We start from the raw sequence: 23,955 nt of genomic DNA on the forward strand, positions 1-23,955 counted from the left end.
GCGCATGCAAACCAATCTCGCCGATTTCATCAAGAATACGCCGGCAGGCGACGAAGCCGAAGCCATCCTGCGCGCCTGCGTGCACTGCGGCTTTTGCACGGCCACCTGCCCCACCTACCAGTTGCTGGGCGATGAACTCGATGGCCCGCGCGGACGCATCTACCTGATCAAGCAGGTGCTCGAAGGCGCGCCCGTCACGGTCAAGACGCAGACGCACCTGGACCGCTGCCTGACCTGCCGCAACTGCGAATCGACCTGTCCGTCCGGGGTGCAGTACGGGCGCCTGGTCGACATCGGCCGCCACGTCGTCGAGCAGCGCGTGCAGCGCCCCTTGCGCGAGCGCGCGCTGCGCTTCGCCCTGAAGGAAGCCCTGCCGCGCCGCTGGCTGTTTACACCCGTGTACAAGGCGGGCCAGGCGCTGCGGCCGCTGCTGTCGCAAGGCTTGCAGGACAAGCTGCGCCCGGGCGTGAAAGCCGGGGCATGGCCGGTGCGCCAGCATGCGCGCACCATGCTGCTGCTCGACGGCTGCGTGCAGCCGGCCATGTCGCCGAACATCAACGCGGCCACGGCGCGCGTGCTCGACGCGCTGGGCGTGCAGCTGATAGTCGCGCCGAAGGCCGGATGCTGCGGCGCGCTGCGCCATCATTTGAACGACCAGGAGGCGGCGCTGGACGACATGCGCCGCAATATCGACGCCTGGTGGCCCTACGTGGAGAGCGCGGAAGCCATCGTCATGACGGCGTCGGGCTGCGGCGCCACCGTCAAGGAGTACGGCCACCTGCTGGCGCATGACGCCAGCTATGCGGAGAAGGCGCGGCGCATCGCCGCCCTGACGCGCGATTTGTCCGAGATCATGCCGGCGTTTGAAGACGAGCTGGTGGCGCTGTTGAAAGACCGTATCGCACAGAGGGTGGCGTATCACCCGCCGTGCACCCTGCAGCACGGCCAGCAGATCCGCGGCAAGGTGGAGCAGGTGTTGCGCGCCGTCGGCGTCGACGTGCGCCTGTGCGCCGACAGCCACCTGTGCTGCGGTTCGGCCGGCACGTATTCGATCCTGCAGCCGGCCCTGTCGCAGCAGCTGCGCGACAACAAGCTGGCGAACCTGGCGGCGTGCGAGCCGGAGATGATCGTCTCGGCGAATATCGGCTGCCTCACGCATCTGCAGTCGGGCACGGAAACGCCCGTGCGGCACTGGATCGAGCTGATCGATGCAGCATTGACAGCCGTCAGATAGGTGCCTCGCTGAACTGCGCAATCCTCCACTGCGGCGCCGGCACAAAATGGCTCGCCCATTCCAGCACGGCGTCGGCCGGCATGGGGCGGGCGATGCCGTAGCCTTGCGCCAGGTCGCAGCCCAGCTGGATCAGGCGCGCGCCGTGTTCGATGCTTTCCACGCCCTCGGCGATCACCGTCAGGCTGAATGAGCGGGCCAGGCCGATGACGGCGCGCACCAGATGCAGGTCGTCGCGGTCGTTGAGCATGTTGCGCACGAAGCTCTGGTCGATCTTGACGATATTCGCCGGCAGGCGTTTCAGGTACGACATCGAGGAATAGCCGGTGCCGAAATCGTCGAGGGCGAAGGTGATGCCCAGCGCCTGGCAGGCGCGGATGATGCGGCGCACGTGCTCGATGTCGTGCAGGGCCGATGATTCGAGGATTTCCAGTTCCAGCATGCTGGCGCGCACGCCGGGAAACTCGCCGAGGATGGTTTTCAGGCGCGAGACGAAATCGGGCTGCTGGAAGTGGCGCGCCGCGATGTTCACGCTGACCACCCAGTGCTTGCCGGCCGCGCTCCAGCGCTGCATCTGCCACAGGGCCTGGCGCAGCACCCATTCGCCGATGTCGATGATCAGGTCTGTCTGCTCCACCAGCGGCAGGAACTGCGCCGGCGCCAGCACGCCGCGGCGCGGATGCTGCCAGCGCAGCAGCGCCTCCATGCCCACCACCGTGCCGGCGCGCATGTTCACCTTGGGCTGGTAGTACAGCCGCAGTTCGCCGTTGATCAGGGCCTGGCGCACTTCCGTGCGCTGGTTGTGGTGCGTGCGCACCTCTTCATCGAGATTGGTGTCGAAGAAGTGGTACTGGTTGCGTCCCGTCAGCTTGGCCTGGTAGACGGCGTGGTCGGCGTGGCGCAGCAGGCTTTCCGTGTTCAGGTCCTTGCCCGCGTAGACGGCGATGCCGACGCTGGCCGTCATGTGCAGCGCCTGCTGGTCGCACAGGTAGGGGCGGCTCAGCTCTCCCATCAGCTGCGTGATGTTCTGCTCGATGCTGGCGATGCTGGCCTGGCCGCACAGCAGCAGGACGAATTCATCGCCGCCCAGGCGCGCCGCGTAGTGCACCTGGCCCGTGTAGCCGTGCAGGCGGGCCGCCACCTGCTTGAGGATTTCATCGCCGGCCTCGGCGCCGTAGCGGTCGTTGATGGCCTGGAAGTGGTCGAGATCGAACAGGCACACGGCCAGCAGGCGCTGGCGTTCGCGCGCGAGGAACAGCTCCTGCTCGAAGCGGGCGGCCAGCGCGGCACGGTTGGGCAATCCCGTCAGCACGTCATTGTAATTTTGCCATGACAGTTTTTGCAGCGCCTGCTGCATGTGCACGGTTTCATTCAATTGTTCGCCCAGCTGGCGCTGGCTCGTCTTCAGCGAGGAAAACAGTTCCTCGACATCGCCGGCCATGCTGTTGAACGAGCCCGACACGGCTTGCGCCTCGGGCGTGGCGCCGGCCGCCATGCGCACGGCGAAGTCGCCGCCGCGAAAGCGGTCGGTCGCCTGCACCAGCCGCGCCAGCAGCCTGCGGTGCGAGGCCAGGATCAGGGCCAGCAACACATAGATGAGGACGATATTGATGGTGCTGAGCACGGCCTGGTGGCGCACGCTGTGCCACACTTGCATCAGGGGCAGGCTGGGCGTGTAATGCAGGTCGACGATGCCATCGCCGCCGCCGGGCAGCGCCACCGTCAGGCGGCTGCTGATGGCCGTGATGCCGGCCAGGCGCGCAAACCAGGGCGGCACGCCGGCCGCCAGTTCATCGGCCAGCTGCCTGTCGGCTTGCACTTCGATATGCGTGGAGGCGCTGTCCCAGCGCACGGAGGCGAGGTTGCGGTTCAGCGGCAGGGCGCCGCGCAGCGCCTGCTGCACGCTGTCGCGCAGCGACTCCATATTCGCCTGCACGGCCAGCGGCAGCACGGTATTGGCCAGGTAGAGATCGAGTTGCCGCGCATCGCTCTGGTAGCGCGAATTGGCCAGCGCCGTTTCCGTGTCGAGCAGGGCGTGGTAGCGGACGGCGGAAACGGCAAGTATCAGGAAGAAAATAGGGATGAAGAGGCGGGAATAACAGCCCATCCGCATCCATGAAGATAATATTTTCCCAAAGACTGGCATCGTTTTTTGATCGATATCTGCGAATAATTATGCAAACATTATCACCGAAAAATTGCTATTTGAAACACAATATTGATATCAGTCATGAAATAAATACGGATTGATTGATTTCGCATGGATGTTGTCATTAATCAAGGTGCATACGTGCTATTCCTGTAGCAATTGTCGTATGTCGGCGGCCAGGGTGGCCGGCTTGCTGGCCGTCGCATAGCGGCGAAACACGCTGCCATCCTTGCGCACCAAAAACTTCGTGAAATTCCACTTGATCGCCTGCGTGCCGAGGATGCCGGGCGCCGCCTGCTTCAATTGCGCAAAGACGGGATGGGCATGGGGGCCATTCACGTCGACTTTCGCAAACAGGGGAAAGGTGACGCCGAAGTTCTTTTCGCAAAAGGCGCCGATGTCCGCATTCGAGCCCGGTTCCTGCTGGCGGAATTGATTGCAGGGAAAACCCAGCACGACCAGGCCCTGATCCTGAAACTCGCGGTACAGCGCTTCGAGTCCCGCGTATTGCGGCGTGAAGCCGCAGGCGCTGGCCGTGTTGACGATCAACAGCACCTTGCCCTTGTATTGCGCCAGATCAATTGGCGTACCGTCCAGCGCCGTGGCCTGGAAATCGTGGATGCTGGTCATGTCAGAGGAGTCCCAGTTTGAGGTTGCCCGCGGGTGCGGCCGGTTCCGGCGCCGTCTTGCCGTTCAGTTTGATCGTCAGGCGCAGGTCGTTGACGGAATCGGCATTGCGCAGCGCGTCTTCGTAGCCGATCCGTCCCGCCTCGTGCAGGTCGAACAGGGCCTGGTCGAAGGTCTGCATGCCCAGTTCGCGCGATTTTTTCATCAATTCCTTGATTTCGTGCACCTGGCCCTTGAAGATCAGGTCGCTCATCAGCGGTGAATTGAGCAGGATTTCCAGCGCCGCCTGGCGTCCGCCGCCCTCCTTGTTGGGGATCAGGCGCTGCGAAATCATGCCCTTCAGATTCAGCGACAGGTCCATCAGCAACTGCTGGCGGCGCTCCTCGGGGAAGAAATTGATGATGCGGTCGAGCGCCTGGTTGGCGTTGTTCGCGTGCAGGGTCGCCAGGCACAAATGGCCCGTCTCGGCAAACGCGATGGCGTGGTCCATCGTGTCGCGGTCGCGGATTTCGCCGATCTGGATGACGTCGGGCGCCTGGCGCAGGGTGTTTTTCAGGGCCGTGGCCCAGTCGTCCGTGTCGACGCCCACTTCGCGCTGGGTGACGATGCAGTTGCCGTGCGGATGGATGAATTCCACAGGGTCTTCGATGGTGATGATGTGGCCGTGGCTGTGGGCGTTGCGGTGGCCGACCATGGCGGCCAGCGTGGTCGACTTGCCGCAGCCGGTGGCGCCCACCATGATGACGAGGCCGCGCTTGCTCATCACCACGTCCTGCAGGATGGCGGGCAGGCCCAGCGCATCCAGCGTGGGGATGGCGGTATTGATCGTGCGCAAGACCATGCCTGCCTGGCCCATCTGCATGAAGGCGGACACGCGGAAGCGCCCGAGGCCGTCCGGGCTGATGGCGAAATTGGCTTCGCGGCTGGCCGCGAACTCCGCCGCCTGGCGCGCGTGCATGACGGCGCGCACGTAGCCGGCAGCCTGGGCCGCATCGAGCGGGGCGCCGGGCAACGGCGTCAGCTTGCCGTCGAGCTTGATGGCGGGCGGAAAACCGGCCGTGATGAACAGGTCGGAGCCGCCCCGTGCGCGCATCTGCGCCAGCAGCGCGTGCATGGCGTCGTAGTGTTCGTGGGTCGTCTGCATGGCTTAGCCGGGGAAGTTTTCGGGGGCCTTGGCGGCCGAGCGGGCCGTTTCCGCCGAGATCGTGCCGCGCCGCACCAGGTCGGAGAGGCACTGGTCCAGGGTTTGCATGCCCACGTTGGCGCCCGTCTGGATGGCCGAATACATTTGCGCCACTTTCGCTTCGCGGATCAGGTTGCGCACGGCCGGCGTGGCCAGCATGATTTCATGCGCGGCCACGCGGCCCGCGCCATCCTTGGTTTTCAGCAAGTTTTGCGAGATGACGGCTTGCAGCGATTCGGACAGCATGGCGCGCACCATTTCCTTTTCCTCGGCGGGGAAGACGTCGATGATGCGGTCGATCGATTTCGCCGCCGACGAGGTGTGCAGGGTGCCGAACACGAGGTGGCCCGTCTCGGCCGCCGTCAGCGCCAGGCGGATGGTTTCCAGGTCGCGCAACTCGCCCACGAGGATGACGTCCGGGTCTTCGCGCAGGGCCGAGCGCAGCGCGTTGCTGAACGAATGCGTGTGCGAGCCCACTTCGCGCTGGTTGATCAGGCATTTCTTCGGTTCATGCACGAACTCGATCGGGTCTTCGATGGTGAGAATGTGGTGGTTCAGGCGCTCGTTGACGTGGTTGACCATGGCCGCCAGGGTGGTCGACTTGCCCGAACCGGTCGGACCCGTCACCAGCACGAGGCCGCGCGGGCGCATGGCCAGTTCGCCGAAGATGCGCGGGGCGTTCAGTTCTTCCAGGGTCAGCACCTTCGACGGAATCGTGCGCAGCACGGCCGAGGCGCCGCGTTCCTGGTTGTAGGCATTCACGCGGAAGCGGGCCAGGCCGGGAATCTCGAACGAGAAGTCGCATTCCAGCGCTTCCTCATACGCCTTGCGCTGGCTGTCGTTCATGATGTCGTAGATCATGCGGTGCACTTCCTTGTGCTCGAGCGGCGCCACGTTCAGGCGGCGCACGTCGCCATTCACCCGTATCATCGGCGGCAGGCCGGAAGACAGGTGCAGGTCGGAAGCCTTGTTGCTGACGGAGAAAGCGAGTAGTTCGGAGATGTCCATTTATAATCCCTGTGCCTGCATTGATGGGCGGCCTGAAGCGGCTTCGCCCCGTATCCACTAGAAAATGATTATGTCCACAATCGAACAGAACTTGCAAGCCGTGCGCGACGCTATCGCGCAGGCGGCGTTTGACGCGCAGCGCCCGCCTGCCGACGTGACCCTGCTGGCCGTCTCGAAGACCTTTGGCGCGGACGCCGTGCTGGCCGCAGCGCGCGCGGGCCAGACGGCGTTTGGCGAAAACTATCTGCAGGAAGCGCTCGACAAGATTGCCACCGTCAACCTTGCGCTGCCGCAAGGCGGCCTGGCCTGGCATTTCATCGGCCCCATCCAGAGCAACAAGACGCGCCCCATCGCCGAGCATTTCGACTGGGTGCATACGGTCGAGCGGGAAAAGATCGCCGCGCGCCTGTCCGAACAGCGCCCGGCCGGCTTGCCGGACCTGAATATCTGCCTGCAAGTCAATATCAGCGGCGAAGCCAGCAAGAGCGGCGTCTCGCCCGCGGACCTGCCGGCGCTGGCGCGCGCCGTGGCGCAGCTGCCGCGCCTGCGTTTGCGGGGCCTGATGGCCATCCCCGAGCCGGAAACGGATGTCAAGCGCCAGCGCCTTGCGTTTGCGCAATTGCGCGCGCTGTACGAACAATTACAGGCCGACGGGCTGGCGCTCGATACCCTGTCGATGGGCATGTCGGCCGACTTGCGCGCCGCCGTGCTGGAAGGGGCCAGCATCGTGCGCGTGGGCAGCGCCATCTTCGGTTCCCGTAACTATTCCTGATTGAATGAAAGAGCAACCATGACGACAGAACTGAACATCGCCTTTGTGGGCGGCGGCAACATGGCGGCGGCCCTGATCGCCGGCCTGGCGGGCAAGCTGACCCTGGGCGGCAACATCCACGTGATCGACCCGCATGCGCCGGCGCTGGAAAAACTGCAGGCGCAATTCGGCGTCACGACGGCCACCGCCGCCGGCGAGGCGCTGCGCGGCATGGACGTGATCGTGCTGGCCGTCAAGCCGCAAAGCATGCGCGAGGTGGCGGCCCAGCTGCTGCCCTTCCTCGATGCGGACAAGGCGCCGCTGGTCCTGTCGATCGCGGCCGGCATCCGCGCCGCCGACCTGTCGCGCTGGCTCGGCGGTTATGCCGCCATCGTGCGCTGCATGCCGAACACGCCGGCCCTGATCGGCATGGGCATCACGGGCATGGTGGCCAGCAGCGGCGTCAGCGAAGAGCAAAAGAAGACGGCCGACGCCATCCTGCGCGCCGTCGGCCAGACCGTGTGGCTAGCTGACGAAGCGAAGATCGACCCCGTCACGGCCGTGTCCGGCAGTGGTCCCGCCTATGTGTTTTACTTTATCGAAGCGATGCAGCAGGCCGCCGCCGAGCTGGGCCTGACGCCGGAGCAGGGCACGCAGCTGGCCATCGCCACCTTTACGGGCGCGGCGCAGCTGGCGGCCAATTCCAGCGAAGCCGTGTCGCTGCTGCGCGAGCGCGTCACCTCAAAGGGCGGCACGACGTATGCGGCGCTGACCAGCATGGAAGAGAGCGGCGTGAAGGCGGCCATCGTCAAGGGCATCAAGGCGGCTGCGCAGCGCGGGCGCGAGATGGGTGACGAGCTGGGCAAGTAAGTTCGGCTTACATCACCTTGACGGCGCGGCCGATATACAGGATTGGCCCCGTCGGCCGGCCCGTCGGCGAGCCCGCTTCCGGCTCCAGCGTGATTTCAAACAGCTGATCGGGCTGCAGCGGCGGCAGCTTGTCCAAGGTCAACTTGAGGCTTTGTCCCGGCTGCACCAGGCCCAGCGAGACGGGCGCGCCCCAGTCCTTGCCCTTGGTCCAGAATTGCAGGGCTTTTTGCTGCGGCACGGCCGTCGGGCCCAGCGGAATCAGGCTCAGCTCGCGGCTCTTGCCGCCACGGCTGCCCGCCTGCACGATCCAGCCCGGCGACTTGTCCTGCGGCGCCACCAGCACCACCAGGTAGCCGGGGCCGGCAGGCGCCTGCAGCTGCAGCGTCACCATGACGGCCAGCGCGGCCGTGGCCAGCAAGCCGCCGCCGGCCAGTATTCTCCAGAAGGCCAGGCTGTTCCACCACGCTTGCCAGCCGCCCGCCTGCCTGACTGCTTGCGGCGTAAACAGGCTGGCGCCGATGCGCGGCCACAGTTGCTCGGATGGCTGTACGGGCGGCGCCAGACTCGTCAATGGCAGCAAACGCTGTTCCCAGGCGGCGATGGCGTCGCGCAGGGCGGCGTCGCGCGGCAAACGCTGTTCCACTGCGCTGCGCTCGGCCAGTTCCAGCGTGCCCAGCACGTATTCGCCGGCCAGCCGCTGCAATTCGTCTTCGTCGTGGCGCGTCATCCCATGCACTCCCGCAAGGCGGCCAGGCCCCGCTTGACCCAGGCTTTCACCGTGCCCAGCGGCGCCTGCAGGCGCTGTGCGATTTCGCTGTGGGAACAGCCATCGACATAGGCGTACAGGATGCTGTCGCGCTTGGCGTCGTCCAGATGGCCGAGGCAATCGCGCAGCTTGCCCATATTCGCCTGCAAGGCGTAGGCGTCCGAGGCGTCGCCGGCATCGTTGCCTTGGCGTTCATGCAGCAGGGTTTCCACGCTATCCTCGTCGGCCGATACTTCATGCGCGCGCGCCCGCGCCACGTTCAGCGCCTGGTGCCGCACCACCACATAGATCCAGCCCTTGCCGCTGCCGCGCGTGGCGTCGAAGCTGCCGGCGCGGCGCCAGATATTCAGGAAGGCGTCGTGCAGCACGTCTTCGGCCAGCGCCCGCTGGCGCACGATGCGCAGGGCCACGCCCAGCAGATAGCGGCTTTCCTGCTGGTACAGGCCGTGCAATGCCTGCTGCTCGCCCCTGGCGCAGGCGCGCAGGGCGGCATCGTAATCGTATGGGGCGGCGTGGCTTGGCAAGGTGGGCGCAATCGTCAGGGGTTAACGGTTAGCAAGTTTTCAATGGCGAGTATAGGCCAGAAACCTGCTTGCCAACCGTTAACTCCATGCATTTAAGCGGCTTTCCAGAAGATGTAGTCGGCCTGGTAGGGCACCCATTGCTTGGCGCCCAGGGTTTCCGCGCCGCAGGGGCTGCTGGGTGCCACGCCGCCGCTGGTGGCCACGCGCTGGATGTAGCTGACGCCCTGCATGGCGCCGCTGCCCGTGGCCGGATTGGCTTTCACCAGTTGATACGGGATGTTGCCGGCGCCGGCCGGCGCCACGGCCACTTGCGTCGCCGTCACTTTCGAGCCGTCGAGGTTGGCCCAGGTGGCCGGCGGGCCCGCATACGTGCCGACCTTCATGCCGCTGCGGTCGTTCAAGGCCGCGTCCGGTCCGACGAACGTCCATTCGTGGCCCGTCATGTCCTTTTTCGCCTTGCATTCATAGGCGATCTTGCCCACGCCCACGGTCTGCATGGCCACCTGGTGGCCATCGGGCACCTGGACGGCGGCCGGCAAGGCGTCTTGCGTATAGCGCGCACCCATCGGCGCGCAGGCGGCCACGAACAGGACGGCGCACAGGACGGTGAGCGAGGGGGCGGTATGGCGCGGGGTGGCGATGGCGGTGTACATGGCAGGCTCCTGGTAGCGTGTAGTCTCAACCCGGTGGTTGATACCATTACTACGCACGGGCCTGCCATTTGGATGCAGCCAGGAAGAAATATTTTTTAAGGCGGCGGCGCGTCCTGCCTGCCGAAACGCTGCAATACCGTGCGGATCAGGGGCAGGGCCGCATTCGCGTGCTTCAGCAGCGAGGCGCCGGCCAGCAGCAGCGGCACGAAACGGCGCGGGCGCACCAGCAGCAGGCCCAGCGCGGCGCCGCCCAGCATCAGCGGGATTTTAAAGCGCGTGGCCAGGGTGTGGCGTAGCCTGCCGCCCGTCAGCGGTTCGAGCAACTGGCGCGTTTCCACGCCCAGGGCCAGGCGCTGCAGCGCGCATTCGGCCAGCAGGGCATCGCGCCGCTGCGCCAGGCTGGCGGACGTGTGCACGTGGGACAGTTTGGTGGGATGCGTGGTCATGGCAGCTCCGATCCCCGGCGGGCCAGCAGTTGCAGCTCGTCCAGATCCTTGTTCAATTCGCTCATGGTGAAGGACAGCAGTTTCGGCTTGCTGCGGAAACTCGCGCGCACGCCCAGCAGGGTGGCGATGGCGGCGACGATGAAGACGGCGGCCGTGATGGCGATGGCGGCGATGCGGTGCGTGTCCCAGAACAGCACGATGACGAGGAAGACCAGCAGCACGAGGCCGACGAACAGGCAGAGCAGCGCCAGCATGGCCAGCGCCAGATAGGACAGGAAGCGCAGCGACTCTTCTTCCATTTCCACGGCCGCCAGGGCCAGACGGGTCTGGACGATGGCGGCGAGGGTCGCTGCGACCTGGGCGACATGATGCACGATAGCCATATGCTGCCTTTCGCGTCAGGGGACGGCCATGCCGTCGAGGCTGCCCAACGGCCTAGCCGCTGGCGCAGTCAGGTGTTGCTTAGCGGCGCGACGACAATAGCAAGCCGAACAGCACGCCGACGACGGCGCCCGCACCCACGGCTTTCCACGGATTGTCTTGCACGTACTCGTCGGTGGCCTTGGCCGCCTTCTTGGTGCGTTCGAGCAAGTCTTCTTCCAGCTTCAGCAAGTCTTTCTTGGCCGTTTCCACGGTGGCGATGAACTTTTCCTTGACGGCTTTGACATTCTCGCCCGTCTGGTCCTTGGCGCCATCGAGCCAGCCTTCGGCTTCGTTGATGACGTTTTTCAAGTCGCCGACCAGTTTATCGCGGGCCTTGTCGGCGTCGGCGAGGATGCTGTCGCTGCTGGATTTGCCGGTATGTGTCGAGCTCATGTATTACCTCATGGAAGTGAAACTGCACAGTGAAATACCAGTGTAGGCAGCAGCGGCCAGGCTGCCTTGCGCCGCCTCAACGGTTGCCGGGGCGCAAGGCTTTTTGTCGCGAGCAAATTAACGGAAAGCAAAGTCGAGCGCCACTCCCGCAAACACCGCTGCTCCTAGCCAGTTATTATGCCGGAATGCCGCAAAACACGGCATACGCTCGCGTGCGCGGATCAGGGTGTAGTGGTAAACGGCGCAGCCGGCCGCCACGCACAGGCCCGCGACGAACCAGGTGCGCAAGCCCAGATACCAGCCGCACGCCAGCCACAGCAGCAGGAACACGGCATAGCACAGCATGACGATGGCGACGTCGTAGCGGCCAAACGTGATGGCCGACGTCTTGATGCCGATTTTCAAATCGTCGTCGCGGTCGACCATCGCATATTCCGTGTCGTAGGCCACGGCCCAGAAGACGTTGCCGAGCAACAGCAGCCAGGCGACGACGGGCACGGAGCCGGTGATGGCGGCAAAGCCCATGGGAATGCCGAAGCCGAAGGCGATGCCCAGGTAGGCTTGCGGAATCGCAAAGAAGCGCTTGAAGTACGGGTAGGTGGCGGCGATGATGACGGCGGCCACGGACAATTGCTTGGTGAGGGTGTTCAGGGGCAGGATCAGGCAGAAGGCCAGCACGGTGAGCACGCCGGCCACGGCCAGCGCTTCCTTGCCGCTGATGCGTCCGCTGGTGATGGGGCGTTCCGCCGTGCGCTTGACGAATTTGTCGATATCCTGGTCGGCGTAGTCGTTGATGGCGCAGCCTGCCGAGCGCATCAGGAAGGTGCCGAGGGTGAATATGACTATCAGCCGCCAGTCCGGCATGCCCTGCTGCGCCAGCCACAGCGCGCACAGGGTAGGCCACAGCAGCAATACGGTACCGATAGGTTTGTCCAGCCGGATCAGGCGGAAATACAGCGCCAGCTTGTTCATGGAAGACTCGATCTTGTTGAAGAGAAAGGTCGATTATCGCAAATAGTACGCAAATGTACTATTTTGGCCATCCCGCCTGCCTGGCTATCCCGTTTATTCTTCGCAGAGAGGAATAATGCCGGGCAAGTCGCAACTGGCGATGGCCGCGCACAGGGCGTCGATGGCGGCCTTGCGCGTGAAACTCTTGCGCCAGAGCATCACCACTCTGCGCGATGGCACGGGATCCGCGAACTGCCGGTATTCGAGCATGCCGTCGGTGGCGTGCATATTCGTGACGGAGGCGCGCGGCAGGACGGTCAGGCCGATGCCGCTGGCCACCATGTGGCGGATGGTTTCCAGCGAGGAACCCTCGAAGGTGCGCTGCATGCCGTTGCCGGGCGAGGAAAAGCGCGCCATTTCGGGGCACACTTCCAGCACCTGGTCGCGGAAGCAGTGGCCGTTGCCCAGCAGCAGCATGGTTTCCGACTTCAAGTCCTGCGCGGCGATGCGCTCGCGCGCCGTCCACGGATGGTGGCGCGGCATGGCCACGACGAACGGTTCGTCATACAGATCTTGCATGGCCATGCCGTGCTCGGGCAGGGGCAAGGCCATGATGGCCACGTCCAGTTCGCCCTGGCGCAACAGTTCCAGCAGGCGAACCGTGAAGTTTTCCTGCAAGATCAAGGGCATTTGCGGCACCTGGTCTATCATGGCCTTGACGAGCGGCGGCAGCAGGTAGGGGCCGATCGTGTAGATCACGCCCAGGCGCAGCGGGCCGGCCAGCGGGTCCTTGTTCTGCTTGGCGAGTTCCTTGATGGCGGCCGTCTGTTCCAGCACGCGCTCGGCTTGCGCGATGATCTGTGCGCCCAGGGGCGTGACGGAGATCTCCGCGCCGCCCCGTTCGAACAGCACCACGCCCAGTTCGTCTTCAAGTTTCTTGATGGCCACTGACAGGGTGGGCTGGGCAACGAAACAGGCTTCGGCGGCGTGGCCGAAGTGCTTCGCTCGCGCGACTGCAACGATATATTTCAGTTCAGTCAGTGTCATAAGGTGATTGAAACACAGGAAGTACTTACTTGCAATGAATGAAAGGTAGCGCTAACGTCAAACTGTGGCGCCGATGGCGTATTGTAGCGGATCGCCCCCTATAATGCGGGACGAGGCGATGCAAGGAGAGGGCGATGGAAGTGCGCATACAGGCGCTGGAAGCGGCGATCAATTACTGGCGTGCCAGGCAGCCGGCGCGCGGCAACGAATATGCGCTGTCGGCGCCCGTCAGCCGGCTGGCCGGCGTGTACGCGCGCATGATTTATTACCGGCAAGATGCCATCGCCGCGGACAGCCTGGAAGCGGCCACCCTGGCCCTGATCGAGGCCTGGCGCCTCGATGCCGGCGGCATCCATGGCGATAGCCACGCCGAATGAAGACAAGAGAATTAACCCCTACAAGAGAGTGCCATGCCTGATTTTGAAAACAAACTATGCAGCCGTGACGAACTGCGCGCCCGCGCGCAAGCGCTGCCGAAACCGGTGGTGGTGACGAATGGCGTGTTCGATATTCTGCACCGCGGCCACGTGACGTACCTGGCGCAGGCGCGCGCGCTGGGCGCTTCGCTGGTGGTGGCCGTGAATACCGATGCCTCCGTGAAACGCCTGGGCAAGGGCGACGACCGTCCCCTGAACAGCTGCGAAGACCGCATGGCCGTGCTGGCCGCGCTGGAAGCGGTGAGCCTGGTCGTGCCGTTCTCGGAAGACAGCGCGCTGGAAGTGGTGCAGGAAGTTCAGCCGGAAATCTATGCCAAGGGCGGCGACTACGACATGGCGGCCATTCCGGAAGGCCGGGCCGTGCTCGCGTATGGCGGCCAGGCGGTGGCCATCGATTTCGAACACGACCGCTCGACCACCAAATTGCTGACGAAAGTGCGGGCGCAGTAGGGGAGGGAAACGTCGTCAATGTTTCCATACAGATAAAAAGACGTTACTATGAGAACTGCCAGGGCTGCGACTTCGTTTCGACCGCCCCAGCACGTTACACCGTCTGATACGCATTGCTAGTCATAGAAAATACATGGACCTTAAAACTTCTGGGGATTGGCCGCTGCCCTCTGGCGTGTGGCAGGTGGATGCCGCCGATGGCGCGTGGACCTTGCAGCGCAGCGCGGACGGCCAGAGCGTCTCGCCCTTGTTGAGCAATGCCGATATCGGCAAGCTGATGCACGCCCGGCGCCTGCCCGGCGCGGCAGGCGAGGCGCTGCGGCAATTTCCGCCCGAATTCGCCTTCGATCCCGCCACCGGCGCGGCGCTGCAAGCGCCGCCGGACACGGCCGCGGCACCGCCCTGGGTGCCGCCTTTCGGCGCGCCTGCCGTCAGCGACGTGCCGCCGCCTGGCGCGGCCGGCTTGCGCCAGGCCAGCGTGCCGTTGAAACTGGCCGACCAGCGCGCGCGCGACGACCATGCGCCGGCGGAAGCGTCGCTGCCCATGCCGCCGCCCGGCGAGTACGAATTCTTCTCCGCCCAGTTCGGCACCTGCGGCGCCGCGCTGCTGGCGCTCGACCCGCGCAAGGCCGTGCTGCATGCCTGGCTGCCCGCCTCGAAACGCTGGCTGGCGCTGGACCCCGACTATGGCAGCCTGCTGGCCGAATCGGACATCGCCCACGGCGCTTGGCGCGCCGAAGTCGTGCCCGATTTCAACAGCGTGCTGGTCTTGCCGACCAGCCACGGCCTGGCCTGCATCCGTCCCGACGTGCCTTCGCTCACTTACGTGGTCGAGCATGTGGGCGGCGCGCCGTGCGTGGCCGGCCCCATCTGGTTCCAGAACCGCCTGTGGGCGCCGCTGCGCGACGACGATGGCCGCATCCGCTTCGTCAACCTTGACGCCGCGCAAAAGCCGGGCAGCGACGTGCTGCTCGATGGCGTGGCGGACCTGGGCGCCGTCAGTGCGCCCGTGGCTTACAACCGCATGGCCGTGTGGCCGTGCGCCAACGGCCAGCTGCGGCTGCAATTGCAGCCGGACGGCAACGTGGCCGCCTCGTTTACGCCGTGGCCCGAGGGACTGGTGCCGCATTTCGAGTTCGGCAGCCCCTATCTGTCGCGCGACGGCGGCCTGTGGCAGCTGTGCTTCGAGCGCAGCCGCCATACCTATGTCTACGTCAAGCTGGGCAGCCAGCCCGAGCGGGCCGACGCGCTGGCGCCGCGCCTGTGTTCGGGCAGTTTCAATTACCGCTTCGCCACCAAGCTGAAGACGGCGCCGTGGGAAGAGCCGGAGCACGGCGACGATGGCGGCAAGAACCAGGCCGTCATGCCGCTGCTGGAATCGGGCGCCGGCAATGGCGTCTTCGGCGTCAAGTTCGAGACCAGCGCCGGCCTGTCCAGCGTGCTGCGCTCGACGGACCGCCTGGCGGCGCAGCTGGTGCAGGACGACGAGTTGCGCGAAACGGTGTTCCACACGTTCGCCGTCAGCGAGCCGTGGCGCGTGCGCCTGTTTGTCAGCGAAGGCAAGCTGTGGGCCTACCACCCGCTGCTGTCGCGCATCGATGGCTGGAACTTGCAGGCATGAAGGCGCGCTTATTGACCGTGCTTGCGGCCCTGGCCGTGTCGGCCGGCGCCGCGCACGCGGCTGGCATCCAGCAGGCGTTCCTGGTGCAGAATTCCGGCTGGATGGAACCGTTCTATACGGACGAGCATTCGCAGCTGAAGGCCCTGGTGGGCGCCGTGGCGCAGGCGGCCACGAGTCCGTCCGACAAGGTGTATACGCTGGCCTTCAGCCAGAGCAGCGGCGCGCATGTGTCGCCATCGCTGCTGGGCCAGGGCCAGGGCGGCGCCGGCGTGGCGGGCCAGCTGGCCAGCCTGGGCCTGGCGCGCAAGGGCAATGGCGGCGCGCTGGCCGACACGGATTTCCAGGAAGCCGTGACGAAGACCATCACGGGGCCGTTCCAGTCCGCCTCCGGCATCGTGTGGATCTTCACCAACAACAAGAACAGCCCGAACAACGACAGCCAGACGGCGGAACGCAACCGCGACTTTTACCGCCTGCTGCACCTGGAACCGTCGATCACCAAGACGGTGGTATTTCCGCTGCGCATGCCCGTGCAGGGCAAGCTGTACAGCGCCAAGGGCTTGATGGTGTATGCGCTCGCGTATGGCCAGCCGGCTTCCGATGCGCTGAACCGCATCCTGGCCGAAGGGCGGCTGTCGCAAGTGCTGACGCGTCCGCCCGCGCGCCTGAAACCGGTCGACCAGGATGCCGTGCGCATCGTGCCGCAAGCCGTCAAGAACAGCGACAATGTGCACGCCAGCCTGGGCCGCGACGGTCGCACCATCGTGCTCGACGTCGATGCGGCCAGGCTGGTGCCGCAGGTGGTGCTGCAGGCGTCCCTGCAAAACATGTTTTTCCCGTACGTGATCGACAGCGCCAGGGTGCACGCCAACCTGGCCGGCCAGAACGCGCCGCTGCAGGTGACGCCGGACCGGATCCGCCAGCTGCAGCCGGGCGCCAGCCAGTCCGTGCAGGTGCAGTTTGCGCTGCCGATGGCGCAGATTCCCTCGCCCTGGTCGGGCCAGGCCATCGCCGCCATGGGCAAGCAGGTGATGCTGCCGATGCAGGCGCAGGTGGGCCTGTCGGAACAGCGGCTGGCGCTGGCCTCCAGTTTTGGCAAGGATTTGCAGGAACTGTTCCCCGGCGACCCGATCTCGGACATGTTTACGCCGCCCGACAGCGTGCGCGCGTCGCAGGCGACCATACCGCTGCTGGTGCGCATCCAGTATCCGCTGCTGCCCGTGCTGGTGATCCTCGGCGGCATCCTGGCGCTCGTGCTGGGCTTGCTGGCGCTGGGACTGCTGGGCACGCGCGCCACGCGCTACAAGGTGCTGGCCGATGGCGTGCAGCGGCAAGTGCTGCTGCATCCGTTCAAAAGCGTGCAGATCCGCGACGATGACGGCCGCGACATTGGGGAGCTCAAGCGTGGCCTGGGCAAGCCGGCCGTCGTGCGCGTGGCCGACGGCCATACGCTGAGCGTGGCTTGAGCCAGATCCATCACTACTTATAAAAACATTTTTAATCCACCAGAGGCATACCATGGCTCAAGACACTCCAAAAGACAACGCAGGTTTTACCTTGCCAGCCCCGGCCTCCGCGCCGCCGGCAGCGGACGCTACCGCTGCGCCGGCGGCAGCCAGCGCCACGGCCGGCACCACCGAGCCGGCGCCCGCGTTCGATGCGGCCGGCACCACCGACACCTCGTCGCGCGACACCCTGGTGGGCGGCTTGGTGCTATTGCTGCTGTTCATCGCCTTTTTCTTCGCCAAGAATGCCTATGCGAATGGCCTGGTGGCCAAGCGCGTGCCGCCGAACAAGGCCAACGCCTCGGGCTGGTGGCTGTTCATCTTCCTGGCCAGCCTGGCGACCGGTGTCGTGCTGGCTGCCGTGAACGCGCATAAATTCCTCGCGCCATTGTTCATGGGACCGCTGGTACTCGTGGGCCTCGTTGCCCTGTTGCTCACATTTACCTCCAGCCGCCGCTAAGAAAACGCCGTAACACGCTTTATCCAAGGAATCACCATGGCAGAGAACCTGAACCAAACCATCACCGGCGGCGCCAGCGAGCGCAAGCAGGACAAGATCATTGAACTGCGCCCGACCCTGTTCATCGGCATCGGCGGCACGGGCATGCAGGTGCTGATGCGCGTGCGCCGGCGCATCCTCAACACCCTGTGGGGCGGCGCGGGCAACCGCACGCGCATCGAGGGGCTGGCGGACTTTCCCATCGCGCAATTCATCCATTTCGACCTCGACAATGGCGCCGTGATCGAGAGCGGCGAATCGCAGGCGAAAGACTTGCAGTTCGACCAGGTGAAGTTCACTGATGACGACAAGGTGGTCGAATCGTTCGACATGGACAAGTACAGCCGTGATGAAGATTCCTTGGAGAAATATCCGCATATCAAGGAATGGCTGCCGCTGACGCCGCAGCGCATCCGCGAACTGCGTTTCGACATGAGCAGCGGCGCCGGCCAGATCCGCGCCGTGTCGCGCCTGTACTTCTTCGACAAGTACGCGAAGATCCGCGACAAGATCCGCCTCAAGCTCAAGGCGCTGAAGGCGGGCCTGTCGCACGAGCGCCAGCTGGCCGAACTGGGCTTGCGCATGGAAACGAACCGTTTCCGCATCGTCATCGTCGGCTCGGTAGCGGGCGGCACGGGCTCCGGTTCCTTCCTCGACATGGGCTTGCTGGCGCGCTGGCTGGCGCGCAGCGAAGTGGGCGCGGCCGACGTCGAACTGATGCTGTTCTTGCCGACCGGCTACACCAAGGCCAACAAGGACCGCGTCGAGGCCAATGGCTATGCGGCGCTGATGGAACTGGAATCGGCGATGATGGGCAACAAGGGTTACGTGGGCCGCTGGGATGCGTACGACCGCCCGGAACTGTCGCGCGAGCCGTACAGCGAGGTTTACCTGATCGATTCGGGCAACCTGGCGCAGCAGCACACCAAGGATGTCAGCGACGTCTACCACATGGTAGCCGATTCGCTGTTCGAGGATTTCGCCTCGGCCGACTTCGCGCGCGCCAAGCGCTCGATCGCCGTCAACCAGGCGCAGCACAAGAATTCCCTGTACAACGCGCCCGTGCCGCAAGACCGCTTCGGCGACATGCGCCTGTATTTCTCGAAGCGCTTTTCCTCGTTCGGCATGGCCGTGCTCGATACGCGCCAGGAAGCGGCGCGCGACGAGCGGGCCCACCGCTGGGCCGGCGCCATGCTGCAAGCCTTCTTTGGCGTGGGCGGCACGGATGCCGGCGCCAACCGCGCCACGGATGCGCAGCGCGACAATTTCCTGGCGGCGAATATGTTCCTGAAGGGTACGCCGTTCAGCGATTTCCCCGAGTTTTCCGACAAGAGCATCGAACTGAAGCGCTCCAGCGGCGACTTCATCGATTACCGCGCCGTCGAGGAATTGCTGGAAGACCGCCACGGCCACCTGCTGGCCGGCGTGGAAAACCGGGTCAATACGCGCATCAACGATATCCGCACGGGTTTTGAGCGCAGCGAATGGCCGGCCCAGGTGCGCGACGCCATGAAACACCTGGAGCGCGACGCCGTGCGCGACCAGGATTCCACGGCCGACACGACGGAAGACCGCATCAGCAAGCGCCGCCGCGAAGTGCTCGACGATATCAAGAAAGTCGTGCGCGACCAGCTGTATGGCTACCTGGACAACAAGGAATTCGGCGGCCTCGAATACGTGCTGTCGCTGGTGGAACAGATCAAGGACCGCATCGAGGCGCCCGGCAGCGGCTTGACGGCGCAGATCGGCGCGAATGCCGAGCGCTACCGCGAGATCAAGGAAGCCGTGCGTTCGCGCGAATACGAGCGCCTGTTGAACAACCTCGAGCAGACGCGCAGCACCTTCGGCTTCCTCAGCAACAGCGAGAAGCAGGCGGGCGTGGTGATGGACCATCTGCGCACGGAAATGGCGAATGCGCTGAAATTCCACCTGCGCGCCAAGGCGGCCGACGAAGCCGTCATCCTGCTGGGCGAACTGTCGCGCTGGCTGGGCAACCGCATCGGCGTCGATGGACAGGGCCGCGCGCAATGGAATGGCCTGGTGGGCGAGCTGCAGGCGGGCCGCGAAGGCGTGCTGGCCATGCTGGCCGAACTGAAGACGGCCAATACCATCCTGCGCAAGGACCTGGACAAGGAACACGCGACCCTGATCGTCATTCCCGTCACGGAAAAAGACGTGGCGTTGCCATCGGCGTCCACCTTGCGCCAGTGGGCCGATGAAGCGTTCAAGGACATGGGCGGCTCGAAAGCGCTGTTCCCCATGCTGGGCGAACCGGCGCAGCGCGCCTTGATCCTGGCCAAAGTCACGCGCATGGCTGAAAACATGATTGCCAGCACGGGCCTGGCCGAAGGCGCCACCAGCGTGCCGGACCCGCTGTTCGAGGCGCTCGAGCAGATGGATGTGTCCGAACGCCTGGACCGCTTCCGCAAGCTGCTGGCCTGCTCCATGCCGTGGATCGACGCCAACATGGCGGGCGACTTCACGGTGGTGTCGGACCAGTTCAAGTGCGTGATCGGCGTGGCCAACGCGGCCGCCTTCAAGGCGAAATTCGGCGCCGAACTCGAATCGTGCGTGCCGACCCAGGTGGGCATCACGGTGAGCCAGCTGGAAATCGTCGAGACGGGCTTGCGCGGACGCGCCGTCTGCTATTGCGAGCTGGCCGGCGTGCCGATGACGGTGCTGCGCGGCCTGGAAGGCTGGCGCACCAGCTACCGCAAGGAAGGCGACAACGACAAGGCGCCGACGCACACGCATATCGATCCGACGCAATTCACGCATCCGATCGCACCCAATACGGACGAGATGAAGCGCCTGGCCGAAGACTTCGGCGAATTCCTGCAGGCGATCATGCTGGGCGTGCTGACGCGCCACACGGGCCGGGTCGTGCCGCCGGGCCAGTACCAGTTTGCCGTCGAACCGGGCGACTTGCGCCGCATCGGCAACGAGCGCGCCATCCGCCAGAACGGCATGCCCGCCTCGTACGAGAAAAATATCGCGTTGCGCATCGAAGAAAAACTCGCTGCGCTTGATGCCGTGCAGACGGCGGCCATGGCGGCGCTGGCAAAATACTACGAGCGGGGCGTGTATGCGCCCAAGCTGGTGGCGCAAGCCGATGGCTCGCAGCTGCCGTATATCGGCTTTGGCAGCGCTATTTCCGCCGAGGTGGGCGCGCGCCTGCGCGAGTCGGCGCGCCGCAAGGGCATGGCCAGCGATGAGCTGGACCGTACCGTGACGACCCTGCTGGGCCGCCTGAAGGAGTGGGCGAACGTCATCGGCGACTCCGACAGCGACGCCTACGACTGGGAAGTGCGCGAGCCGGAAGACGATGGCCAGCCGCGCCTGAAGTATGCGATCAAGGCGGAAATGCTGGAAGCGGGGCGCCTGGAGCAATTGCTGCGTCCGGCCGGCAGCGCGGCAGCCGCAGCGGCGCCGTTTGGCGCGGCGGCCCCCGCCTTCGGCATGGCGCCCCCGCCGCTGGGCGGCATGCCGCCGCCCCTGGTCGAGCATCAGTATTTCCTGGGGATCAATGGCCAGCAGCAGGGACCGTTCACGGCCCAGCAGATCGTGCAATACGTGCAGGGCGGGCAAGTGCAGCCGGCCACGGCCAAGGTGTGGCGCGCCGGCTTGCCGGCCTGGGTCGACCTGGCCCAGTTCGCCGAGCTGGCCCCCCTGTTTCACAGCGCGCCGCCACCGCTGATGCCGCCGCCATTGGGCTGAACGCTGGAATGACGTTGCAATGAAGGATTAGTTTTGGATATCTGCATCAAATGTAAGGGCGGCCTGTTCAGCGCTGTCAGCCATTGTCCGTACTGCGGGCAGGCGCTGGCTGGCGCCGCGCAGCCGTCGGCGCCGTTGCCGGCCGCCGTCGACCACAAGCCGCCACCGCTGCCAGTGACGCCTGTGACGCCGCCGGCGCCGGTGAAACCGCCTGCGGTGGCCGCGCCTGCGCCGAAGCCGCCACCCGTGCCGGTATCGGTGCCGAAAGTCGAGCGGTTGAAGGAAGCTCAGCCGGCACCGGCACCGGCACCGGCGCCGGCCGCGCCACCGCCTAAGCCAAAGGCGCCGACAGCGCCGACACCACCGGTACCGCCTGCGTCGCCACCGCCGCCACCGCCATCGCGCGCGTGGCTCAAGTGGATAGCCGGCCTCGCCGTGCTGGCGGCCGTCATCGCCTACATGAATGGCAAGCCGGGCGGCAAGAACGCATCGGCCTGCAACGACGCCATCGACAGCGGCCTGAAACTGGTGGCGAATGGCAGCCTCGACGGCGCGCGGCAAAAGCTGGCGACGGCGAAAAACGTTTGCACGGGCAAGTCCAGCGCCAAGGCGGACGATTTGCAGGCGGCGATCAGCAAGGCTGGCGCCGCCTCGGGCGGCTGCCAGCGCAGCGTGCGCGCCATCGAACGCCATATTGACGGTCATCAATTGCAAAGCGCCGCCAAAGGCGTCGCCGCGCTCGATGCCGATTGCGCGGGCGCATCCACGGTGGACCAGCTGCGCAAGCAGCTGGCGCGCCAGCAGGCGGCGGCCGCGTCGGTGCAGGTAGGCGTGCGCCAGGCGCTCGACGGCAAGGATGCGGTGGCCGCGCAAAACGGCATCGGCAGGCTGGAAGCGATCGACCGCGAGGCGCCGGAATTGCCCCAGCTGAAGGGGGACTTGCAAGCCCTGTCCGCTGCGACAGCGGCTGCCGCGGCTGCGGCGACGCCATCCGAGGCGCCGGTGTCAACGCCGGCGGTGCTGGAGACGGCTCCCGTCCCGGCCCCCGCTCGTGTCGCGCCGCGGGAACCCGTGCCTGCGCGCGCGGTCGAACGAGCAGCCGTGGCGGAGGCGGCGCCGGCCGACAATGGCGCCGCCATGCGCAACGAGATGGCGCTATCGTTTCTGCGCGACGCCGAGCGTTCGCTGGCGGAAGGCAAGTTCGATGCGGCCAAGACTTACCTGGACAGCGCGCGCCGCATCGATCCCGCCAATGCGCGCATCGACAGCCTGTCGCGCCGCATCCGCGAGCGCGAACGCCAGGTGCTGCAGACGGAAACAACGATCAAATAGACTTGGAGCGAGCATGTTCAACCAGACCACCCTGCGCGCGGCAGCCGCGCTGACCATCACGGCCATGCTGGCCGGCTGCGCCACGGCGCCGATGAATCCGAATGGCGTGCGCCAGGACAATACCTATCCGCAAGGCGGGCAGGCGCCGCAGGCGGGTGCGACGGACGACGATCCGTGCAGCGTGGGCGCGACGGCAGCGGCCGGCGCGGCCGTGGGAGCCTTGCTGGGAGCGCTGGTCAGCGGCAAGAATGGCGCGCTGAAGGGCGCGGCCATCGGCGGCGGCCTGGCGGCGGCCGGTTGCCTGGCGATCAATGTCAATTCGCGCCAGACCAAGACGGCGGCGCAGGCCGACCGCGACTACATCCGCGCGCGTGGCGCCTTGCCGCGCGAACCGCAAGTGGTGTCGTACACGCCGCAGCTGAGCGCGTCCACCGTCAAGCGCGGCCAGCCGTTCAAGGTCACGTCCGTGGTGGAGCTGGTCAATGGCAGCGCGCAAAGCGTCAACGACGTGCGCGAAGAGCTGGTGGTGCTCGATCCGCAGGGCCAGCCGTTCAAGTCCGGTTCGAAAGCGTTGGCCAGCAACAATAAATCGGGCGGGCGCTTCGAGAACTCGTTCGAGCTGACCTTGCCTGCGGGCGTGTCGCAAGGCGTATATGGCGTCAAGACCAACCTGTACGTCAACGGCAAGCTGGCCGCCACGCGCGACTTGCGCACGCAGCTGGTGATGCTGGATGCGGATACGGGCGTTGACGCGCAGCTGGCGCTGCGCTGATTGCCGTATGCAAACGCGTAGGTCGGATGAGCGGGGTAAGGCCCCGCGTAAGCCGACAACACCACTAACGCCAACTATGTTGTCGGATTACGGCCTCTTGGGCCTAATCCGACCTACGCGCCGCCGGCGTAGCCATGCTGGCGCCACGCTTCATAGACGACGACGGCCACCGTATTCGACAGGTTCAGGCTGCGGTTGTCGGGGCGCATGGGCAGGCGGATGCGCTGCTCCGCCGGGAAGCCGTCGCGCAGGGCCGGATCCAGGCCTTTCGTCTCCGAACCGAACACAAACACGTCGCCGGGCAGGAAGGCCACTTCGCCGAACGGACGCGAGCCGCGCGTCGTCATGGCGAACATGCGGGCCGGGTCGGGCTGGGTGTCGGCCAGGAACGCTGCCCAGTTCTTGTGCACCTTCATGCTGGCGTAGTCGTGGTAATCGAGGCCGGCGCGCTTCATCTTGGAATCGTCGAGGGGAAAGCCCAGCGGCTCGACCAGGTGCAGCTGCGCGCCCGTGTTCGCGCACAAACGGATGACGTTGCCCGTATTGGGCGGGATTTCGGGTTCTACCAAAACGACGTGAAACAAAATACTCTCCTTGTTA

Annotated in this window: 24 protein-coding genes; 11 read left to right on the top strand and 13 right to left on the bottom strand. The window is 65.5% G+C overall.

Annotated features, from left to right (window positions below):
* Window positions 1-4: 4 nt before the first annotated feature.
* Window positions 5-1,234, top strand: coding sequence for a glycolate oxidase subunit GlcF (gene glcF / locus AC1RDJ_RS20200; RefSeq protein ID WP_071325356.1), 1,230 nt, complete (start codon window positions 5-7; stop codon window positions 1,232-1,234).
* Here glcF and AC1RDJ_RS20205 read toward each other — a convergent pair.
* The 4 genes from AC1RDJ_RS20205 to AC1RDJ_RS20220 all read right to left on the bottom strand — a co-directional run bounded on the left by AC1RDJ_RS20205 (window position 1,227) and on the right by AC1RDJ_RS20220 (window position 6,198).
* Entirely contained in the window at window positions 1,227-3,338 is a 2,112-nt protein-coding gene (locus tag AC1RDJ_RS20205) for a putative bifunctional diguanylate cyclase/phosphodiesterase (protein WP_071325355.1), read from the bottom strand. The genes glcF and AC1RDJ_RS20205 overlap by 8 nt on opposite strands.
* 186 nt (window positions 3,339-3,524) lie before the next feature.
* On the bottom strand, window positions 3,525-4,010 hold the full coding sequence (locus AC1RDJ_RS20210) for a glutathione peroxidase (RefSeq protein WP_289889448.1): 486 nt from the start codon (window positions 4,008-4,010) through the stop codon (window positions 3,525-3,527).
* Between the two features lies 1 nt (window position 4,011).
* Window positions 4,012-5,151 (bottom strand): PilT/PilU family type 4a pilus ATPase, encoded by a 1,140-nt coding sequence (locus AC1RDJ_RS20215; protein ID WP_289889449.1) that lies wholly within the window; start codon window positions 5,149-5,151, stop codon window positions 4,012-4,014.
* A 3-nt stretch (window positions 5,152-5,154) separates the two neighbouring features.
* Window positions 5,155-6,198 carry a type IV pilus twitching motility protein PilT gene (locus AC1RDJ_RS20220; RefSeq protein ID WP_071325353.1) on the bottom strand — a complete coding sequence of 348 codons (1,044 nt, stop codon included), beginning with the start codon at window positions 6,196-6,198 and terminating at the stop codon, window positions 5,155-5,157.
* Between the two features lie 70 nt (window positions 6,199-6,268).
* Here AC1RDJ_RS20220 and AC1RDJ_RS20225 point away from each other — a divergent pair, with 70 nt between their 5' ends.
* Together AC1RDJ_RS20225 and proC are read left to right on the top strand one after the other, a co-directional pair.
* Complete coding sequence (locus AC1RDJ_RS20225; protein WP_493028503.1) at window positions 6,269-6,970, top strand: YggS family pyridoxal phosphate-dependent enzyme; 702 nt, start codon at window positions 6,269-6,271, stop codon at window positions 6,968-6,970.
* An 18-nt stretch (window positions 6,971-6,988) separates the two neighbouring features.
* On the top strand, window positions 6,989-7,819 hold the full coding sequence (proC, locus tag AC1RDJ_RS20230) for a pyrroline-5-carboxylate reductase (RefSeq protein WP_071325351.1): 831 nt from the start codon (window positions 6,989-6,991) through the stop codon (window positions 7,817-7,819).
* 7 nt (window positions 7,820-7,826) lie between these two features.
* Here proC and AC1RDJ_RS20235 read toward each other — a convergent pair whose 3' ends face one another.
* The 8 genes from AC1RDJ_RS20235 to AC1RDJ_RS20270 all read right to left on the bottom strand — a co-directional run bounded on the left by AC1RDJ_RS20235 (window position 7,827) and on the right by AC1RDJ_RS20270 (window position 13,022).
* Window positions 7,827-8,546 carry an anti-sigma factor gene (locus AC1RDJ_RS20235; RefSeq protein WP_493028504.1) on the bottom strand — a complete coding sequence of 240 codons (720 nt, stop codon included), beginning with the start codon at window positions 8,544-8,546 and terminating at the stop codon, window positions 7,827-7,829.
* Window positions 8,543-9,109: a sigma-70 family RNA polymerase sigma factor gene (locus AC1RDJ_RS20240; protein ID WP_071325349.1), complete on the bottom strand. Its 567-nt coding sequence runs from the start codon at window positions 9,107-9,109 to the stop codon at window positions 8,543-8,545. Before AC1RDJ_RS20240 ends, AC1RDJ_RS20235 begins: the two co-directional genes overlap by 4 nt.
* A 92-nt stretch (window positions 9,110-9,201) precedes the next feature.
* Window positions 9,202-9,675 carry a DUF3455 domain-containing protein gene (locus AC1RDJ_RS20245; RefSeq protein WP_232251323.1) on the bottom strand — a complete coding sequence of 158 codons (474 nt, stop codon included), beginning with the start codon at window positions 9,673-9,675 and terminating at the stop codon, window positions 9,202-9,204.
* A 182-nt stretch (window positions 9,676-9,857) separates the two neighbouring features.
* Window positions 9,858-10,208, bottom strand: a complete 351-nt coding sequence (locus AC1RDJ_RS20250; RefSeq protein ID WP_071325347.1) for a hypothetical protein — start codon at window positions 10,206-10,208, stop codon at window positions 9,858-9,860.
* A complete protein-coding gene (locus AC1RDJ_RS20255; protein WP_289889453.1) occupies window positions 10,205-10,591 on the bottom strand; it encodes a phage holin family protein in 387 nt (128 codons plus the stop codon). Before AC1RDJ_RS20255 ends, AC1RDJ_RS20250 begins: the two co-directional genes overlap by 4 nt.
* A 79-nt stretch (window positions 10,592-10,670) precedes the next feature.
* The gene (locus tag AC1RDJ_RS20260; protein WP_071325345.1) at window positions 10,671-11,024 is read right to left on the bottom strand and encodes an ElaB/YgaM/YqjD family protein; all 354 of its coding nucleotides are present in this window, start codon (window positions 11,022-11,024) and stop codon (window positions 10,671-10,673) included.
* A gap of 117 nt (window positions 11,025-11,141) precedes the next feature.
* A complete protein-coding gene (ubiA, locus tag AC1RDJ_RS20265) occupies window positions 11,142-11,996 on the bottom strand; it encodes a 4-hydroxybenzoate octaprenyltransferase (protein ID WP_071325344.1) in 855 nt (284 codons plus the stop codon).
* Between the two features lie 93 nt (window positions 11,997-12,089).
* On the bottom strand, window positions 12,090-13,022 hold the full coding sequence (locus AC1RDJ_RS20270; RefSeq protein ID WP_071325343.1) for a hydrogen peroxide-inducible genes activator: 933 nt from the start codon (window positions 13,020-13,022) through the stop codon (window positions 12,090-12,092).
* Window positions 13,023-13,156: 134 nt separating this feature from the next.
* Here AC1RDJ_RS20270 and AC1RDJ_RS20275 point away from each other — a divergent pair, with 134 nt between their 5' ends.
* The 8 genes from AC1RDJ_RS20275 to AC1RDJ_RS20310 all read left to right on the top strand — a co-directional run bounded on the left by AC1RDJ_RS20275 (window position 13,157) and on the right by AC1RDJ_RS20310 (window position 23,355).
* Window positions 13,157-13,399, top strand: a complete 243-nt coding sequence (locus AC1RDJ_RS20275; RefSeq protein ID WP_071325342.1) for a DUF3717 domain-containing protein — start codon at window positions 13,157-13,159, stop codon at window positions 13,397-13,399.
* Window positions 13,400-13,432: 33 nt separating this feature from the next.
* Complete coding sequence (rfaE2, locus tag AC1RDJ_RS20280) at window positions 13,433-13,909, top strand: D-glycero-beta-D-manno-heptose 1-phosphate adenylyltransferase (RefSeq protein ID WP_071325341.1); 477 nt, start codon at window positions 13,433-13,435, stop codon at window positions 13,907-13,909.
* 133 nt (window positions 13,910-14,042) lie between these two features.
* Window positions 14,043-15,530: a hypothetical protein gene (locus tag AC1RDJ_RS20285; RefSeq protein WP_493028505.1), complete on the top strand. Its 1,488-nt coding sequence runs from the start codon at window positions 14,043-14,045 to the stop codon at window positions 15,528-15,530.
* The gene (locus AC1RDJ_RS20290) at window positions 15,527-16,996 is read left to right on the top strand and encodes a hypothetical protein (protein ID WP_071325339.1); all 1,470 of its coding nucleotides are present in this window, start codon (window positions 15,527-15,529) and stop codon (window positions 16,994-16,996) included. Before AC1RDJ_RS20285 ends, AC1RDJ_RS20290 begins: the two co-directional genes overlap by 4 nt.
* Window positions 16,997-17,048: 52 nt before the next feature.
* Window positions 17,049-17,495, top strand: coding sequence for a hypothetical protein (locus tag AC1RDJ_RS20295; RefSeq protein WP_493028506.1), 447 nt, complete (start codon window positions 17,049-17,051; stop codon window positions 17,493-17,495).
* A gap of 36 nt (window positions 17,496-17,531) precedes the next feature.
* Complete coding sequence (locus AC1RDJ_RS20300; RefSeq protein ID WP_493028507.1) at window positions 17,532-21,251, top strand: tubulin-like doman-containing protein; 3,720 nt, start codon at window positions 17,532-17,534, stop codon at window positions 21,249-21,251.
* Between the two features lie 33 nt (window positions 21,252-21,284).
* On the top strand, window positions 21,285-22,583 hold the full coding sequence (locus AC1RDJ_RS20305; RefSeq protein WP_493028508.1) for a hypothetical protein: 1,299 nt from the start codon (window positions 21,285-21,287) through the stop codon (window positions 22,581-22,583).
* Window positions 22,584-22,596: 13 nt separating this feature from the next.
* Window positions 22,597-23,355, top strand: coding sequence for a hypothetical protein (locus tag AC1RDJ_RS20310; RefSeq protein ID WP_289889459.1), 759 nt, complete (start codon window positions 22,597-22,599; stop codon window positions 23,353-23,355).
* A gap of 113 nt (window positions 23,356-23,468) precedes the next feature.
* On the opposite strand, the gene trmL is transcribed toward AC1RDJ_RS20310, so the two are convergent.
* Complete coding sequence (gene trmL / locus AC1RDJ_RS20315) at window positions 23,469-23,939, bottom strand: tRNA (uridine(34)/cytosine(34)/5-carboxymethylaminomethyluridine(34)-2'-O)-methyltransferase TrmL (protein WP_289889460.1); 471 nt, start codon at window positions 23,937-23,939, stop codon at window positions 23,469-23,471.
* Window positions 23,940-23,955 lie beyond the last annotated feature (16 nt).

This window comes from Janthinobacterium sp. GW822-FHT07H10 (assembly GCF_058798675.1).